The organism is Actinocrinis sp., assembly GCF_035653575.1.
Taxonomy (GTDB): Bacteria; Actinomycetota; Actinomycetes; order Streptomycetales; family Catenulisporaceae; genus Actinocrinis.
The window spans coordinates 31,771-44,835 of record NZ_DASRBQ010000049.1 but is presented as its reverse complement, the minus strand read 5'-3'; the positions used below and the strand labels follow the sequence as shown (position 1 = coordinate 44,835).

13 protein-coding genes are annotated in these 13,065 nt (G+C 67.6%); 6 read left to right on the top strand and 7 right to left on the bottom strand.

Features of this window, described 5'->3' with window-relative positions:
- The first annotated feature begins 503 nt into the window (after positions 1 to 503).
- Together VFA06_RS07375 and VFA06_RS07370 are read left to right on the top strand one after the other, a co-directional pair.
- Complete coding sequence (locus VFA06_RS07375; protein WP_324839681.1) at positions 504 to 674, top strand: hypothetical protein; 171 nt, start codon at positions 504 to 506, stop codon at positions 672 to 674.
- 57 nt (positions 675 to 731) lie between these two features.
- Entirely contained in the window at positions 732 to 2,057 is a 1,326-nt protein-coding gene (locus tag VFA06_RS07370; protein WP_324839680.1) for a radical SAM protein, read from the top strand.
- A gap of 546 nt (positions 2,058 to 2,603) precedes the next feature.
- On the opposite strand, the gene VFA06_RS07365 is transcribed toward VFA06_RS07370, so the two are convergent.
- Together VFA06_RS07365 and VFA06_RS26040 are read right to left on the bottom strand one after the other, a co-directional pair.
- Positions 2,604 to 3,410 carry a TrmH family RNA methyltransferase gene (locus VFA06_RS07365; protein WP_324839679.1) on the bottom strand — a complete coding sequence of 269 codons (807 nt, stop codon included), beginning with the start codon at positions 3,408 to 3,410 and terminating at the stop codon, positions 2,604 to 2,606.
- Positions 3,411 to 3,561: 151 nt separating this feature from the next.
- Complete coding sequence (locus VFA06_RS26040; protein WP_414639844.1) at positions 3,562 to 3,636, bottom strand: 50S ribosomal protein bL37; 75 nt, start codon at positions 3,634 to 3,636, stop codon at positions 3,562 to 3,564.
- Positions 3,637 to 4,033: 397 nt separating this feature from the next.
- Between VFA06_RS26040 and VFA06_RS07360 the strand changes: the two genes are divergently transcribed.
- Positions 4,034 to 4,282, top strand: coding sequence for a hypothetical protein (locus tag VFA06_RS07360; protein ID WP_324839678.1), 249 nt, complete (start codon positions 4,034 to 4,036; stop codon positions 4,280 to 4,282).
- A 156-nt stretch (positions 4,283 to 4,438) separates the two neighbouring features.
- Here VFA06_RS07360 and VFA06_RS07355 read toward each other — a convergent pair whose 3' ends face one another.
- From VFA06_RS07355 to VFA06_RS07345, 3 genes are all read right to left on the bottom strand, one after another.
- The gene (locus tag VFA06_RS07355) at positions 4,439 to 5,164 is read right to left on the bottom strand and encodes an ester cyclase (protein ID WP_324839677.1); all 726 of its coding nucleotides are present in this window, start codon (positions 5,162 to 5,164) and stop codon (positions 4,439 to 4,441) included.
- 108 nt (positions 5,165 to 5,272) lie between these two features.
- Entirely contained in the window at positions 5,273 to 6,574 is a 1,302-nt protein-coding gene (locus VFA06_RS07350; protein WP_349260093.1) for an RNA polymerase sigma factor, read from the bottom strand.
- Positions 6,575 to 6,712: 138 nt separating this feature from the next.
- Positions 6,713 to 7,051 carry a YciI family protein gene (locus VFA06_RS07345; protein WP_324839675.1) on the bottom strand — a complete coding sequence of 113 codons (339 nt, stop codon included), beginning with the start codon at positions 7,049 to 7,051 and terminating at the stop codon, positions 6,713 to 6,715.
- Positions 7,052 to 7,315: 264 nt separating this feature from the next.
- On the opposite strand from VFA06_RS07345, the gene VFA06_RS07340 reads away from it, so the two are divergent.
- A complete protein-coding gene (locus tag VFA06_RS07340) occupies positions 7,316 to 8,605 on the top strand; it encodes an MFS transporter (protein WP_324839674.1) in 1,290 nt (429 codons plus the stop codon).
- Positions 8,606 to 8,771: 166 nt separating this feature from the next.
- A complete protein-coding gene (gene thpR, locus VFA06_RS07335; RefSeq protein WP_324839673.1) occupies positions 8,772 to 9,401 on the top strand; it encodes an RNA 2',3'-cyclic phosphodiesterase in 630 nt (209 codons plus the stop codon).
- A gap of 203 nt (positions 9,402 to 9,604) precedes the next feature.
- Here thpR and serC read toward each other — a convergent pair whose 3' ends face one another.
- Positions 9,605 to 10,723, bottom strand: a complete 1,119-nt coding sequence (gene serC / locus VFA06_RS07330) for a phosphoserine transaminase (RefSeq protein WP_324839672.1) — start codon at positions 10,721 to 10,723, stop codon at positions 9,605 to 9,607.
- Positions 10,724 to 10,953: 230 nt separating this feature from the next.
- Entirely contained in the window at positions 10,954 to 12,057 is a 1,104-nt protein-coding gene (locus tag VFA06_RS07325; protein ID WP_324839671.1) for a citrate synthase 2, read from the bottom strand.
- Positions 12,058 to 12,385: 328 nt separating this feature from the next.
- On the opposite strand from VFA06_RS07325, the gene pdxH reads away from it, so the two are divergent.
- Positions 12,386 to 13,045, top strand: a complete 660-nt coding sequence (pdxH, locus tag VFA06_RS07320) for a pyridoxamine 5'-phosphate oxidase (protein WP_324839670.1) — start codon at positions 12,386 to 12,388, stop codon at positions 13,043 to 13,045.
- The last annotated feature ends 20 nt before the right edge of the window (positions 13,046 to 13,065 follow it).

Genomic DNA, 13,065 nt, shown 5'->3' with positions numbered 1-13,065 from the left:
TACCCGGCCAGGATCGAGGACCCCGCACCGGTCGGCAGTTCACCAAATGGCTAGCCGTCTGCCCTATCTCGGCTATCTGGTTTGGCCGCCGGTCCGATCGATCTGGATTCCGCCGCCCCCGCCGCCCGACGAGGCGCTATTGCGCCGCGTGATAGACGGCCTCAACCGACTCCAATTCCACAACTGAGCCGGAACCGGTCCCGATCTGGGGACCCTCCACCGGCCCCCTGAACCGGCCGCCCTGCCCTCCCCGCCGGTGCGTTAGCCCCCGTGGCGCACCGTAGGCGGGGCGGCCTTCCCCGCAGCACCGCAAGCCCCCGGGCGGCGCATCCGAGTCGCCGCACAGGCTCCCCCACGTGCGCCGCCCGGGTTCCAGCTCTCGAAGAAAGAACGCTGAGACACCTTGCGGTCATCAGAGTTCTGGCTAGACTCGGGGCAGACAGTAACAAACCGTGAAAAAGCGGTCATATGTTGCTGTCCAATTCCGAAACCGAGAGGTGGAAATGACCGTCGTCGTCAATCTCAAGGACGTGGCACTCAAGCCGACCGCGTGCGGCTCGTGCCAGGGATCGTCATCTGACAACACCGTCCGCACCGAAGTCCGCACCGCGCTCGAAGAGCAGGCGCGCACCGGCCAGACCGTCAACGAGACGTCGGCTCTGATCGCCGCGTAACGACCGCCAACCCGTCACCGGTTACGGTGCGAGCCAATGTCAGAGGATTGAGGCACGATGCTGCTCAAGTCGTCGTACTACAACCACTTCACCGTGACCGGTGACGGCGGTCACGTGCTGCTGTTCAACAAGTCGTGCGGCAGCGTCGCACTCGTCGAACCCGCAGTCGCCGACGCGCTCAGGAACGGTGCGCTCAACACGCTCCAATCGGACACCATCACGGAGTTGACCGATGCGGGGTTCCTCGTGCCCGCCGACACCGACGAAATCGCCACCGCCCGAGAGCGCTATCTCCGCAGCAAACAGCAAAACAGTGCTCTCGCAATCACCATGGAACTCGGACAAGCCTGCAATCTGGCCTGCACCTACTGCTACCAGAACGACTATCGCGACAAGGTGGTGATCACTGAGGAGGCGATAGCCCGGCTCGCGCGGTACATCGAAGCCGTAGTCACCTCCGGCAAACGGCCGATCACCGACATTGCGTTCCGGTTCATCGGCGGTGAGCCGCTGATGCAGAAGGCGAAGGTACTCCAGGCCGCCTCAGACCTGCGCGAGCTGGCGAACCGTCTCGGCGTGGTGCTCCACACCCAGATCGACACCAACGGCCTGTTGATTGACGAAGCCGTGGTCAAGACACTTGACGCGCTGTCCATCACGCTGACCAACAAAGCCGACCACGACACGGTACGAGTCCGGCACAACGGTTCCGGCAGCTATGACGCCATCCTGCGCAAGCTCAAGCGGCACGCCGAGCACTTCAACCGGTACGGCACCGTCTTGAGCATCCGCTACAACGCGAACGCGCTGAACTCGCGCTACGTGCCCGAGGTCTACCGCATGATCAAGGCCCTTGGCATCCGGCGCAGTGAGTTCGAGCTCTACAACACGGTGAACTACGACTACAACCTTCTCGTTCCGACGCTCACCCGCGACCAGTTCAAGCGGCTCTACTTGGATCTCGTGCGGCTCAAGGCGGAGCACGGCGAGATGATCACCGACTTCCCCCGGCCGACGTTCACCCCGTGCAGCGCCTACACGCCCTATAACCTCAAAGTCACCGCCGCCGGTGAGCTGGCTCTGTGCGACGCGATGCACACTCCCGCCGGTTCGCTCGACGACGTGGCCGACGACATCGACGCGGCCAAACGGATCTTCCCAGAGATCGCGGCACACAACCCGTTCGACGACGAGCAGTGCGGCACCTGCACGAACATCGGGATCTGCGGCGGCAAGCTGTTCTGCAAGTCCAACCCGCACGCCGCCGACAACAACCCGTGCGACTTCCTGCCGTTCGACATGGACGAGTTCTTGAGATTCTTCGCCGAGGCGTACCCCACCATGCCCGAACGGTTCGACCTAGCCAGCGTCGCCCTCGACTAGCCCTGTCTGCGAGGTAGAGCACGTTACGGCATCGGTAGCGTAAGGTAGGGCCTGCTTGTTGTAATAACTATAACTCGCAAGTACGAGGTGACCCCCCCGAATCCGCGTCGGGGGGGTCACCTCGCACTACTTGATGATCAGCTTCAACAAGCTGATCACTGCGACCGCCAGGCGTACAACCAAATCCAGGTTCGGATAGCTGCGTACCTCGCGGTTACGGCGTTTAGGCTTCTGCGTCAACGCCGCTTCACCTCCCTTCACCGGCGGATCTGTCCGCCGATCGGACGGACAGGCGCGGACCCGGTTCAAGGAGGCTGAGAGCAACGCTATCGCACACCACCAAATCGGCGCTGACGCGAAAGGAGTACCCGAACGCGCGAACAGCGACTACCGGCCGCCACAAGCCCGGTCCAAGGTGGTTCGCCGCGAACCACCCCCGGCAACGTCGCCATGCGGAGCAATCACCGGCCACCGGCAGCGCAGCCCAGAAGCGGGGCAGCGCCGCCGGCCGCCTCCGCTGTCAACTCACCTACCAGCCGGAACGGCTTACCAGCGGTCTTTTTGCGCCCGCGCCTCGTACAGCAAGACCGAGGCCGAAACCGACACGTTCAGCGAGTCGGCTGATCCGAGCATTGGGATACCGATGCGCTTAAAATTCGCGTCGTACCAGGGCTGCGACACGCCGTATCGCTCGCTGCCGACGACGAGCGCTGTTCGCCCCCGGTAGTCACATCGACGGTAATTCGTGCTCTTATCCGTATCCGCGATGTAGACCGTGAAGCGCTCAGCGTTTAGCCACGCAATCGCCTCTTCCGCCTTCTCGAACTCAAAGGACGGAACTTTGATGCTCATCCCTTGGCTACTGCGCAGCACCTTCGGGTGAGTCATGCGCGTGCGCCGGTTGGTCATCACCAGACAGTCAGCCCCGCACGCATCGAGCGTTCGGATGAGCGTGCCCAGGTTTCCGGGGATCTCCAGCGCATCAGTCACCAGGACCAACGCATCATCCCCGAAGCCGATCGTGTCCGGTCCCCAGTCAGGAAGCTGGGCAATCGAGATCAATCCATCCGGGTTAGGTCGTTCCGCAAGCCGCTCAAGGGTCTTGGTCGAAATCTGATAGGAGCGCCTAGCGCGCGCCACGAGCTGAGCAGCGCGCTTCTTGGCCTCATCCGAGTACGCCGCTTCCGGACACCACAGGAACGTCTCAACGACAACACCGGTCTCTAGAACGATGTTGTTCTCAAACAGGCCCTCAGCGACGAAGGTCCGGCGGGGGATGCCCGTGCGGTTGTTTTGAATGTCGCGCACCAGCTCAGCGGCCGGATGCCGCAAGCCGATCTGTTGGAGGTCCATGCCGCTCGTCTCGTCGTGGGGATCGCTCCAGGATACCGCCGAGTCTGGCTCTCTCCGGGCCACAAAACGACGCGAGCCCTGCACGATGATCTACAAGCAGCAGGCAAGCGACCCGGCACCCTTCAGGAAGGAACCGGGCCGTCACCGCTGCTCAACTGTTGGGGCGTTTACCGTGGTTCGCGCTGCCCTTCTTGCGGTCCCTCTTCTTGCGCCCACGCTTCGACATAGGGATCTCTCCTCTTCCGTCTCGTTGACTAGTACGACCCGCAGACTAGAGCAGCTGCCGCACCGAAGATGTAGCGGCGCAGCCGTTCTTGTCGGTGGCCGCCGGTAGTTGGATGGTCGGTTGGGTCGGTCGTGGCATCTCCGCACGCGCCACCCGAAGGGTTGCCAGCCGTCCGCCCCGTCGTCAAGGAAAGAGCGCCTTGACGACGGGACAGCCGCCCGGCAAGACGGAGTCTGCCGCGTACGGAGATGCCACGACCTCAGCCCCAGCCATGGGCGCGGCCCGCAGCAGGCGCAGCCCACAATGCCCCGGCCACGGCCCCGGGATGAACTTCACAACCCGCGATCAGTAGGAATCCAGCCGAAACCGCAGCTCAGAAGTAGAGCAGGAACAAGTATTGACCCAGATCAAGGACGTCCCCTGGGACGACTGGACGATCGCCGTCCCAGCCTTCCTCGCGATCACGCTCATGGCGTTCACCTACAGCATCACGGTAGGGATTGGGGCATCGGTCATCGCCTTCGTTCTGGTGAAGACGGCGGCCGGCAAGATCCGCGAGGTCAGCCCGCTGCTGTGGATCGTCGGCGCGTTGTTCGTGGCCTACTTCGCGCTGAACCCGATCCAGCAGGCTCTCAACATCAAGTAGGCGTCAGCTGGAGCGCGAAACGGCCGGGATCGGCCCGGGTGAATGCAGTCTGTCCACCCGGACCGGTCCCGGCCTCTCGTCGGCCTCCACTGGCGTCGCAGTGCCCACCCCGGCCGACGTATTTATGTGGTCTTCTTTTGTCTTCGGTCCGGCCGCTCAGCCGGAGCCGGCCATCGGCGGCTGCATGTGGCCGAGCTGGATCATCATGCTCATCGAGTCGTAGTACACGTCGCCGCTCGCGATGCGGCCGCTCGCGTCGAAGCGCAGCACCTCGCACATGCCGAGGTCCATGCGGTGGCCCGTGGCCGGCAGATTGGCCATCGGGCCGTTGTTCGTGCCGCGGCCCTGGAAGGTGGCGACGCAGTGGTCGCCTCCGTCGATGTACCTGGCGTCCTCGACTGCGGCGTCCGGGAAGGCGTTGATCCAGTCTTGCAGCCAGTCGATGAACTCCGCCGGGCCCTTGGTCGTCAGGCCGCGGGCGTGGTCGGTGTACTCGGTGTCGGGGCGGAAGTGGCGGACCGCCTCGTGCAGGTCTCGGCTGTTGAACGCGGTGTGCGCGGAGCGGTGGATGTCGGCCAGATCTGATCGGCTGCCGGACATCGCGGTGCCTGCGGCCGAGTCATGCACCTGCGCGATCTCGGGAACGCCGGGGCTCAGGCCGAGCTCCTGCATGATCGGTCCGACGGTCGCGGCGAACCGGTCGAGGTCCTCCCGGCTCTCCCACACGTCGAACACGCGTAGATCGTCCGGGTCGCCATAGCAGACGTGGTAGATCAGCCCGGACGGGTCGCCTGCGCCGGCCTGCTCGAGCCGAATGCCCGCCTGCTCGTAGGTCGCGGCGTTCATCGCCGGCGTCGGGTTGACGCGGATCACGAAGGCCATTGACCGGCCCCCCTCGAGATCGAATTTCGCTTCGGCTCCCCGTCCTGACCTGCTATATGCCAGCACCGCGGCCGGTGGGTCACAAGGGTCCATCCAGGTGACCGGCCGTCACTCTTCGTAGCTGTCGGCCGAATCCGCGGGCGGCTCGTCGGCGCCGAGTTCGCGCAGTCTCCGCAGCAGGAATTCGCGCTCTGCGCCGCCCTCGGTGAGGGACAGGGCCGCCCGGTACTCGGCGACGGCCTCGTCGGTGCGACCGAGCCGCCGCAGCAGATCGGCCTTCGCCGCTGGGAGGTAGCGGTAACCGGCGAGGTCGGCGGACCTGCCCGCGCCGCCGACGCCGTGTTGTTCGAGCTCAGCGATCTCGGCGAGCGCGGCCTCGGCGCCGTAGACCATCGAACGGGCGGCAGCGCGGTTGAGCGCCACCACCGGGGAAGGCCAGACGCGCATGAGTACGTCGTAGAGCTCGACGATCTGGGGCCAGTCCGTTTCCTGATACGTCTTCGCCTCGGCGTGCAGCGCCGCGATCGCCGCTTGGAGCGCGTATCTGCCGGGGCGTCCACCGCGCAACGCCTGCGGGATCAGGCTCATGCCTTCCTCGATCTGCTCCCGATTCCACAGGCTGCGATCCTGGTGTTCGAGCAGGACGAGCCGTCCCTGCTGGTCGGTCCTGGCCCTCGTGCGGGAATCAGTGAGCAGCATCAGGGCCAGCAGGCCACTTACTTCACGCTCGTCTGGCATCAGCACTCGTAGCATCCGGGCCAGATCGATCGCCCTTGCCGTGAGGTCGCGCTGTATCAGGTCCGTGCCGGTCGGGTCGGTGTGGCCCGTCGTATATACGAGATGGATGACGGACAGCACCGCGCGCAGCCGGTCGGGCAGTTCGGTCGCCTCGGGCACGCGGTACGGGATGCGGGCCGCTGCGATCTTCTTCTTCGCCCTGGTCACCCGCGCGGCCATGGTCGCTTCCGAGACCAGGAACGCCTGCGCGATCTGAGGCGTCGTCAAGCCGCAGACCAGGCGCAGAGTAAGGGCGATCTGCGCTTCGGGGGCGAGGGCGGGGTGACAGCAGGTGAAGATCAGGCGCAGGCGGTCGTCGGGGACCGGGGAAGACGAGTCCGCCGGTGCGAGACGCGCGCCGAGCGCCGTGAACGGGTCGGGCGGGGCGAACGAGGCGTCGAACTCTTCATCCGCCGGCTCGGGGTCGATGAGCAGAGGCAGCTTGTCGCGCAGGGTGCGTTGGCGACGGCAGATGTCGAGTGCGCGGCGGCGTGCGGTAGTGGTGAGCCATGCCCCGGGGCTGTTCGGCACGCCCTGCTTCGTCCACGCGTCGAGCGCCGCGAGGTAAGCGTCCTGCACGCACTCCTCGGCCAGATCGAGGTCCCCGGCGACGCGCGCCGTCGCGGCGAGCACGTAGGCCCACTCGCGGCGGTGCGCGTCGGCGACCGCGTCCCGGGCCTCGGCGGCGGCCTCGGAAGGTTCCGGGTCGTGCCGCGCGAGGCCCGGGTCCGGATGCGCGTCCCGCTGCGCGCGCCGGTCCGGAGTCATCCGCTAGAAGACCATGACCGGTCGGACCTCGACGCCGCCCTTGAGCACCGGGACCAGCTTCGCGATCGCCAGCGCCTGGTCCAGGTCGGCCGCCTCGATCAGGTAGTAGCCGCCCAGCGCCTCCTTGGTTTCGGCGAACGGGCCGTCGGTCACCACGTCGCCGCGCACGGAGGTGGCGGTGCTGGTCGGCTGCAGCGCGTTGCTGTTGACGATCTTGCCGCCCAGCTCGACGCACTGTTCCTGGAAGCGGCCGTGCGCCTTGAGCATCCGGTCGTACTCCTCCGGGGACGCGGCGGCCCACGCGGCCTCGTCGTCGAACAGCAGGATCATGTACTCGGCCATGACGGTGTCCTTTCACCTTTGGATTTCGGCTCCGACACCAACTACGACGAACAGCATCCCGCGGAATCGACAACGGCGCGGCCCGGATCGCCCGACGATTTCACGGTCGGCTCGCCGCCACTGGCCGGTAAGGGGTGGTGGGTGGAATAACTCCTTGCTCCTTAGCGTAGCTAATGATGTAGGCTCGAGGTTGACGGGCCGTTCGCCTGCCCGCCACCGCACCGCCGCACCATCGCAACACCGCACTACCCCAGGGGGTCGCCCTTGAGCGCGCGCAGCGCCGTTTCCACCACTTTCCGCTCTCTCCGTATCCGCAACTACCGGCTTTTCGCCGCCGGACAACTCGTATCGAACACCGGTACCTGGATGCAGCGCATCGCCCAGGACTGGCTGGTGTTGGCGCTGACCCACAGCGGCATCGCGCTCGGCGTGGTCTCAGCGCTCCAGTTCCTGCCGATCCTGTTGTTCTCGGTCTGGGGCGGGGCCCTGGCCGACCGCTACCGCAAGCGCGTGATGCTGATGATCACGCAGAGCAGCATGGGTCTGCTCTCCGCCGGGCTCGCCGTGCTGACGCTCTCCGGCGCGGTCACCGTCTGGCAGATATACGTCTTCGCCCTCACGCTCGGCATGGTCACCGCGCTGGACACCCCGGCCCGCCAGTCCTTCGTGGTCGAGATGGTCGGCCCGGACCAGCTGCAGAACGCGGTCTCGCTGAACTCGGCGAACTTCAACCTGGCCCGGATCGTCGGCCCGGCGGTGGCCGGTGTGATGATCGGGCTGTTCCGCTCCGAGGTCACCGGCAGCGGCTGGGTGTTCCTGATCAACGCCGCGTCCTACGCCGCGGTCGTCTCCAGCCTGGCCGCGATCCGGGTGCGCGAACTGCTGCCGGCCAAGCGGGTCGAGCGGCGCCGCGGCCAGCAGATCGAGGGCTTCCGGTATCTGCGCACCCGGCCCGACCTGCTCGCCGTGCTGGGCACCGTGCTGATCTTCGGCACCTTCGGGCTCAACTTCCCGGTGCTGCTGCCGCTGTTCACCACGCGGGTCTTCCACTCCGGCGCCTCGGCCTACGGGCTGCTGTCCGCGATCATGGCGGTCGGTTCGCTGACCGGCGCGCTGCTCGCGGCCCGGCGCGGTACCGTGCGGATCCGGCTGGTGCTCGGCGGTGCGATCGCGTTCGGCGTGCTGGAGGCGATCTCCGCGGCCATGCCGGACTTCGCGGCCTTCGCGCTGCTGCTCCTGCTCACCGGGACGGCCGGGCTCACCGTGGCGACTACGGCCAACGCGGTAATGCAGACCTCGGTGACGCCCCAGCTGCGCGGCCGGGTGATGGGCGTGTACCTGCTCGTATTCATGGGCGGTACGCCGATCGGATCCCCGCTGGTCGGCTGGATGGCCGGATCGCTCGGAGTACGCTGGACGCTGGCCCTGTGCGGCGTGGCCACTGCGCTTTCCGCGGTCACCGCGGCTTACGCGCTCGCCTGGCGCACCGACCGGAGAATCATGGCCAGCGTGACCAGCCGTCCGCACCTCGCAGTCGTGCCGCGTACCGCATAATCAGGTTCTTCGATCCGGTCGGGGCTTAGGCGCCGGTAGGCTACCGCCGCCGGCGCGGGGCGCGGCCCGCAGGGAATGCCGCCCCGCCGCCGCGATCATGCTCGAAGAGGCATGATGGGTCGAGTGGCCCTGTCGAAGGTGACAGAGCCCCGGACCGGAGGTCTTGATGCGGCTGTTCGTCGCGGTGATCCCGCCGCGCCCCGTCGTGCTCGAACTGCGCGCCGCATTGACCACGCTTCCGCACGGCGACCCGGCGTTGCGCTGGTGCCGGCCGGAGACCTGGCACGTCACGCTCGCGTTTCTCGGCGATGTGCCCGAGGACGCGCTGGACGACCTCAAGGAACGGCTCGGCCGGGCGGCCGCGCGCAACACCCCGATGGAGCTGGCGCTGGCCGGCGGCGGCCACTTCGGCGGACGCACCCTGTGGACCGGGGTGCAGGGCGACCGCGACCGGCTCGGCCGGCTCGCCGAGTCGGTCAACAGCGTCGCCCGGCGCTGCCACATCAAGGTGGATGAGCGGCCGTTCCGGCCACACCTGACCCTGGCCCGCGTGCGCGATTCCGGAAATGGCAACCACAACACGCACGGGCACGGCCAGGGCAACGGCAGCGGAAGCGGCGGCCACGGGCACGGTCACGGCGGGGACGGACTGCCGGACCTGCAGCCTTATGTGGACCGCATGGCCGCGTTCCGCACGCCGCGTTGGCTGGTGGGCGAGATCGACCTGTTCAACGTCGTCGACGATCCGCTCAAGCGGTACGAGCGCATCGGGCGCTGGGCGCTGACGGGGCGGTAGGCGCCAGCTTCGGGAGCGGCGGTACCTAGACTGGCGGGGTGGACCCGCGCATCAGAACCAGAATCGTCACGGCCGCCTTCGTCGCCCTGATCATCCTGGTCATCGTCGGCTCCGTGCTCCGGCATTAGGGAATCTCCGACCGACGCACCGCGGACCGGCCAGATGACCGGTCCGCGGGCGCGCTAAGCCGTTTAGCAGCGGTCTTACAGCCGCTCCACCACGTAGTCGATGCACGCGGTCAGCGCCTCGACGTCGGCCGGCTCGATCGCGGCGAACATCGCGATGCGCAGCTGGTTGCGGCCCAGCTTGCGGTACGAGTCCGTGTCCACGATCCCGTTCGCCCGCAGCGCCTTGGAGACCGCGACCGCGTCGATCGAGTCGGCCAGGTCGATCGTGCCGACCACCTGCGAGCGCTGCGCCGGGTCCGCGACGTACGGCGTGGCGTACTCGGACTTCTCCGCCCAGGCGTACAGCCGGGAGGCCGAATCCGCGGTGCGCGCGGCGGCCCAGTCCAGGCCGCCGTTGCCGTTCAGCCAGTCCAGCTGCTCGGCCAGCAGGAAGAGGGTGGCGATCGCCGGGGTGTTGTAGGTCTGGTCCTTCGCGGAGTTGTCGATCGCGGTCGGCAGGTCGAAGAACGCCGGCACGTAACGCCCGGAGCCGGAGATCTCCTCGACGCGGGCGAGCGCGCCCGGGGAGAACAGCCCGACCCACAGGCCGCCGTCCGAGCCGAGGTTCTTCTGCGGGGCGAAGTAGTAGACGTCGGTCTCGCTCACGTCCACCGGCAGGCCGCCGGCCGCCGAGGTCGCGTCCACGAGCACCAGCGCGTCCTCGTTGGCGCCCGCCACCCGCTTGATCGGCATGGCCACGCCGGTGGAGGTCTCGTTGTGGGTCAGCGCGTACACGTCGACGTCGGCCGCCGCGACCGGCAGCGGGTGCGTACCCGGCTCGGACTTGATCACCTGCGGCTCGGCCAGCCAGGGCGCGGCCTTGGCGGCGGCGGCGAACTTCGAGGAGAACTCGCCGAAGCTCAAGTGCTGGGACTTCTGCCGGATCAGCCCGAAGGCGGCGATGTCCCAGAAGGCGGTCGAGCCGCCGTTGCCCAGGACGACCTGGTAGCCCTCCGGCGCGCTGAACAGCTCGGCGACGCCTTCACGCACCCGGCGCACCAGGTTCTTGACCGGGGCCTGCCGGTGCGAGGTGCCGAGCAGCGCGGGACCCTGCGCGGCCAGCGCGGAAAGGGCTTCGGGACGGACCTTGGACGGACCGCAGCCGAAGCGGCCGTCAACGGGCTTGAGTTCGGCGGGGATCTGGATTTCCGACACGGTGCGTGCCTCCGGCGATCTGATTCCGTACCGCCGACACGGCCGCGCCGGCGGGGATAGCTGAGCTCCCTGGCTGGAACCGAAGAAGCAAATCAAACACAGCATCCCGACCCGGGCGTCGTCGTCCGAGAACGTGAAGAAGACGTTACCGGAAACACACGGTGCTCGGTTAGACCCTGAAGGGGTTAACCGAGCACCGGTTTACCTGCGCTTTTTACCTGACTGTCCGCTTAGTGGACGATCATGGTGTCGAAGCCCTCGATATCCTGGACCTTGCGCTGCGGCGGGCCGATGTAGCGGGCCGCCGGGCGCACCAGGCGGCCGGTGCGCTTCTGCTCCAGGATGTGCGCCGACCAGCCGGCGGTACGGGCACAGGTGAACATCGAGGTGAACATGTTGGCCGGCACCTCGGCGAAGTCCAGCACGATCGCCGCCCAGAACTCGACGTTCGTCTCCAGCACCCGGTCCGGGCGGCGGTTGCGCAGCTCCTCGAGCGCCGCCTCCTCCAGCGCCAGCGCGATCTCGTAGCGCGGCGCGCCGAGCTCGCGGGCGGTGCGCCGCAGCACCCGGGCGCGCGGGTCCTCGGCCCGGTAGACCCGGTGGCCGAAGCCCATCAGCCGCTCGCCGCGGTCCAGCACGCTCTTGACGTACGCCTTGGCGTCGCCGTCGCGCTCGATCGCCTCGATCATGTGCAGTACACGGGAGGGCGCGCCGCCGTGCAGCGGACCGGACATCGCGCCGACCGCTCCGGACAGCGCCGCGGCCACGTCGGCGCCGGTGGAGGCGATGACGCGGGCGGTGAAGGTGGAGGCGTTCATGCCGTGCTCGGCCGCCGAGGTCCAGTACGCGTCGATCGCCTCGACGTGCTTGGGGTCCGGCTCGCCGCGCCAGCGGATCATGAAGCGCTCGACGATGGTCTGCGCCTTGTCGATCTCCCGCTGCGGGACCATCGGCTTGTCTATTCCGCGGGCCGACTGGGCCACGAAGGACAGCGCCATGACGGCGGCCCTGGCCAGGTCGTCGCGAGCCTGCGTGTCGGTGATGTCGTGCAGCGGCTTGAGGCCCCAGACCGGGGCGAGCATCGCGAGTGCGGACTGCACGTCCACCCGGATGTCACCGGAGTGGATCGGGATCGGGAACGGCTCGGCCGGCGGCAGGCCGGGGTTGAACTTCCCGTCGACCAGCAGGCCCCAGACGTTACCGAAGGTCACGTGCCCGACCAGGTCCTCGATGTCGACGCCGCGGTACCGGAGGGCGCCGCCGTCCTTGTCGGGTTCGGCGATCTCCGTCTCGAAGGCGACGACGCCCTCGAGACCGGGTACGAAGTCGGGCATCCTGTTGCTCCCTTGCTGTGGCAAACGTCCTTCGTGGGGGTAGTCCGCGCTGCCGGTCGGCTGCGCGGGCCGTACAAGGGACGGCGGTGAGCGCTCCCTTGCACTCTGTGACTTTCACGCGTTGAACGGGTGTTCCTCCCTTGGAGGTTCCCGCCAAGCGGGGCCGCCTACCTATATTGGACCGCTACAACTTCGGAACGGAAATCGGCGCAAGCCCAGCGTTCCCGCATAAGGTATAGACCATTGCGTGCCCGCTCCAGGGCGCGGCGGCCCGGCGCCCCTTACCGCCGTCGGCGCCGTGACCTTTTCCGCGCGATGACCGGGGACAATGGACACCGTGGACCTAGCCAATCTGCGCCGCGAATACTCCGACCGCGGCATCGAGGTGACCGACTTCACAGCGGATCCGATCGAGCAATTCGCCCGCTGGTTCGCTGAGCTCGACAAGGCCGTCCCAAAATCGGACACGCCATGGTTCGAACCGAACGCGACCGTGCTTTCCACCGCCGACGCCGAGGGCCGGCCGTCCGCCCGCACGGTGCTGTTGAAGCGGTACGGGCCGGACGGCTTCACGGTTTTCACCAACTACCAGTCGCGCAAGGCCCGGGATGTGGCGGCCAATCCGGCGGCGTGCCTGCTGTTCCCCTGGGCCCCGCTGGCCCGGCAGGTGATCGTCACCGGCACGATGACGCGGTCGCCGGAGGCCGAGAGCGACGCGTATTTCGCGACGAGGCCGCGTGGGGCGCAGCTCGGGGCGTGGGCGAGCGAGCAGTCGCGGGCGATCCCGGACCGCGACTGGCTCGACGCGCGCTACGAGCGGTTCGATCGGGAGTTCCCTGACGTCGTGCCGAGGCCGCCGCACTGGGGCGGCCTGCTGCTGGTGCCGGAGACCGTCGAGTTCTGGCAGGGCAGGGCGAGCCGGCTGCACGACCGCCTGCGCTACGTGCGCGAAGGCGACAAGTGGCGGATCGAGCGGCTCAGCCCCTGACTTGCCCGGCCCGGCTCACT